We start from the raw sequence: 3,944 nt of genomic DNA on the forward strand, positions 1-3,944 counted from the left end.
GGTTCGATTACTGCTTTATACCTCCAGTTTAGCAGCTGGAGTCCACTGGGTCATGGTGCCGGAGTTTGGACACTGCTCGTTTCAACAGCAGTTTTTGTTGTAGTAAGCTTATTTACTCAGGCCCCAACTAAGAAGGCTGAAGAATTTATTGGCTATATTAATCAGGAATTAGATGCTAAAAATATTTTATAAATTTTCTGAGCAGAAATATTTATTTTAAAATATTAGGAGGGTAAAATGTCAAAACTAAGGGAAAAGCTTAAAAAATTAAAAAAGGCTAAAAATGCTGTGATTCTGGCCCATAATTATCAACCTGCAGAGGTACAGGATGCTGCTGATTATGTTGGTGATTCTTTTGGTTTAAGTCAAAAAGCTGCAAAACTTGAGGCAGATGTAATAGTATTTTGTGGAGTAACTTTTATGGCAGAAAGTGCTAAAATTCTTTCACCTGATAAAACAGTTTTGATACCGGAAAAATTTGCCGGCTGTCCAATGGCTGATATGGCAGATGTAGAGAGCCTAAGATGGTTGAAAGAAAAGCATCCGCAGGCAGCTGTTGTAACTTATGTTAATTCTTCGACTGAGATTAAAGCCGAAAGTGATCTCTGCTGTACTTCTTCTAATGCAGTAGATATAGTAAACTCAATTGAGGCTGATAAAGTTATTTTTCTACCGGATCAAAATCTGGCAAATTATGTAGAGCAAAAAACTGATAAAGAAATAATTAAATGGGATGGTTTTTGTCCTGTGCACCATTGGGTACAGAAAGCAGATATCAAAAGGATGAAAGAACTTTATCCAGAAGCTATAATTGCAGTACATCCAGAATGTAGATCTGAGGTTGTAAAAGCTGCAAATTTTGTTGGCAGTACAGCAGCTATTTTAAACTATGCCAAAAATACTGAGGCTCAAAAAATGATTATTGGAACAGAACTTGGATTATTACACCGTTTAAAAGAAGAGAATCCAGCTAAAAATTTTTATCTTTTAAGTCCTCATTTAATATGCCAAAATATGAAAAAGAACTCACTTAAAAAAATATATAAGGCTCTTAAAAACATGAAAACGGTTATTGAAATAGAAGAAATGACAAGATTAAAAGCAGCTTCAGCTTTAGAAAAGATGCTTGTATGATTTGAATTTTGACCTGACTAATCTTTCATTTAAGTTTAAGAATTAAAACATTTGCTGTATTGAGGTGATAAAAAATAATGAAACAATCTACATCTATAAGAAAAGATGATTTAAAAATAATAAAAAGTGACTTTTTAATAATTGGTAGTGGAATTGCCGGACTTTATAGTGCACTTAAATTGAGTGAGTTGGGAGAAGTCTGTGTTTTAACAAAGGCTGATAAAAATGAGAGTAACAGCAGTTATGCTCAGGGTGGTATTGCTGCTGTAATTTCTGAGAAAGATTCTTTTGCAGCCCACTATAATGATACAGTAAAGGCCGGAGCAGGTCACTGTTATCAAAAAAGTGTAGAACTAATGATAAAAAAAGGGCCTGAGAGAATAAAAGAATTAATAGAGCTAGGTACAGATTTTGATATTCAAAACGATGGTTTTGATTTAACTAAAGAAGGTGGACACAGCCGGCGAAGAATTTTACATGCTGGTGATGCAACAGGCAGTGAAATCAGCCAATCTTTACTGACAGCTGTTAAAAAAGAACAAAATATTAAGTTAAAAGAAAATCATTTTGTTATTAAGCTGCTGCAGACGAAAAATAATGAGGATGTAAAGAAAATTACTGGTGTACTGGTTAAAAATAGCGATAAAGACGAACTACTTTTAATTCGGGCGGCGGTGACTATAATGGCAGCAGGTGGCTGTGGTCAGCTTTTTAGCAGAAGCAGCAATCCCGAGCTAACTACAGGTGATGGAATAGCCGCTGCATTTAGAGCCGGGGCAGAAGTGATTGACTTAGAATTTATGCAGTTTCATCCAACCGCTCTGGCTTTGCCTGGGAAAAGAGCTTATTTAATTTCAGAAAGTATTCGAGGTGAGGGTGGAATATTAATAAATGAAAAAAAAGAGAGATTTATGCCTGATTATCATCCTGATGCAGAATTAGCGCCCAGAGATATTGTTGCCAGGGCGATTGTTGATCAGGTTTCGAAATCCAGCTTTGATTATGTTTATCTTGATTTAACTCATCTTGATTCTTCCTATCTGCAGAAACGATTTAAAACAATTTATCAAAAATTATTAGAATTTGATCTTGATATTACTAAAGATTTAATTCCTGTTTATCCGGCCGCCCACTATTTAATGGGAGGAATTAGAACAGACTTAAATGGACGCAGTACAATTTCGGGGCTTTTTGTCTGCGGTGAATCTGCCTGGACAGGTGTTCATGGAGCCAACCGGCTGGCCAGCAATTCGCTTTTAGAAGCAGTTGTTTTTGCTGCTCAAATATATAATTATGTGAAAGAAAACTGGCGCCAGAAAAAAGATAAAAGCACATATTTAGTTACTGAAAAAAGTGATATTTTTAATGATGATCAGATTATTTCACATAAGCTAACAGAGCCCTTAAAAAAAGAATTAGAGAATTTAAAAAATAAAATACAGCAGAAAATGACCCAAAAAGCTTCAATTATTAGATCAAAAGTTGAATTAGAAAATTTGCTTGACTGGGTCAATTTAAATAATAATTATCTTCAGTCAAAAAAATTCAAGAATAACTACAGTCAGCAGTTATGGGAATTAAAAAATCAATTTTTGATAGCAAAATTAATGCTCAAAGCAGCGTTAATCAGAAAAGAAAGTCGAGGTGCTCACTACCGAAAAAATTTTCCTGTTAAAAAATCAAAGTGGGCACAAAAATATATTTTATTTAACAGGGACAGAAGGGAAGGGAAAATAGATGTCATTAAATAAATTTTTTCTTACAGAGATAATCGAAGCAGCTTACAAAGAAGATTTTGGCTATAGTGGTGATTTGACAACTGATAATTTAATTGCACGAAATCATTTAAGCAGAGCTAAAATAACAGCTAAGCAAGCCGGAGTTGTAGCCGGACTGGATGTTGCAGCTGAAGTTTTTCATAAACTAGATAGTGATATAAAATTTATAACTCTGCTAAAAGACGGCAGTAAAATAAAAAAAGGAGATGTACTAGCTGAGCTGGAAGGTTCAGCTTTAAATATTTTAAAAGGAGAGCGAATAGCACTTAATTTTCTGCAGAGGCTTTCGGGTATTGCCAGTCGGAGCAGAAAATTTGTAGATCTGATCAAAGAATATGAAGTAGATATCGTGGACACCAGAAAAACAACTCCTGGATTAAGAATGCTGGAGAAATATGCAGTTAAAGTTGGGGGTGCTAAAAATCATCGTTCTGGTCTCTATGATGCAGTAATGATCAAGGATAATCATATAAAAGTAGTGGGCAGTATCAAAAAAGCTGTTAGCCAGCTCAAAAATTCCATTCCTCATACTGTAAAAATAGAAGTAGAAACTGAAGACCTGGCTCAGGTTGAAGCTGCACTGGAGGCTGGAGTAGAGATTGTAATGCTTGATAATATGGAGCTGCCAGTACTCAAAAAGGCTGTTGGTCTAATTGCTGACAAAGCTGTAATAGAAGCTTCAGGTGGAATAGATGAGAAAAACATTAAAGAAATTGCTGCAGCTGGAGTTGATATAATTTCTTTAGGAACATTAACTCATCAGATTAGGTCACTGGATATTGCTCTGGATTTGCAGATTTAAATATTAAACTTTTAGATTTCAAAAACGGATAAATATTTTTGTTTTGAATATTAAAAAATATATCAAAACCTTGACAAACCTAATTTAATAAGGTAAAATTAATAAAACATGAGTTAAATAAAAAATAATATTTAAAAACATTGATCAGGGAAAGTAATTAAAAATATTTATCTCAGCGAAGCGGGGTTAGTGAGAGCCTGCCGATAACTATTTTAATGAAGTTCCCCTGT

At 34.3% G+C, this 3,944-nt stretch carries 3 protein-coding genes and 1 pseudogene; all 4 read left to right on the plus strand.

Annotated elements, in window-relative coordinates; genetic code table 11:
• Positions 1-192 (plus strand): annotated as a pseudogene (locus tag CI949_RS17940) (sodium:solute symporter family protein); the annotation flags it as partial.
• A 45-nt stretch (positions 193-237) separates the two neighbouring features.
• A complete protein-coding gene (gene nadA / locus CI949_RS17945; protein WP_073158493.1) occupies positions 238-1,134 on the plus strand; it encodes a quinolinate synthase NadA in 897 nt (298 codons plus the stop codon).
• A gap of 77 nt (positions 1,135-1,211) precedes the next feature.
• Complete coding sequence (nadB, locus tag CI949_RS17950; RefSeq protein WP_073158496.1) at positions 1,212-2,885, plus strand: L-aspartate oxidase; 1,674 nt, start codon at positions 1,212-1,214, stop codon at positions 2,883-2,885.
• Complete coding sequence (gene nadC / locus CI949_RS17955) at positions 2,872-3,714, plus strand: carboxylating nicotinate-nucleotide diphosphorylase (RefSeq protein ID WP_073158499.1); 843 nt, start codon at positions 2,872-2,874, stop codon at positions 3,712-3,714. The genes nadB and nadC overlap by 14 nt, the downstream gene beginning before the upstream one ends.
• Positions 3,715-3,944: the final 230 nt, after the last annotated feature.

Source organism: Halanaerobium sp. (genome assembly GCF_003070835.1).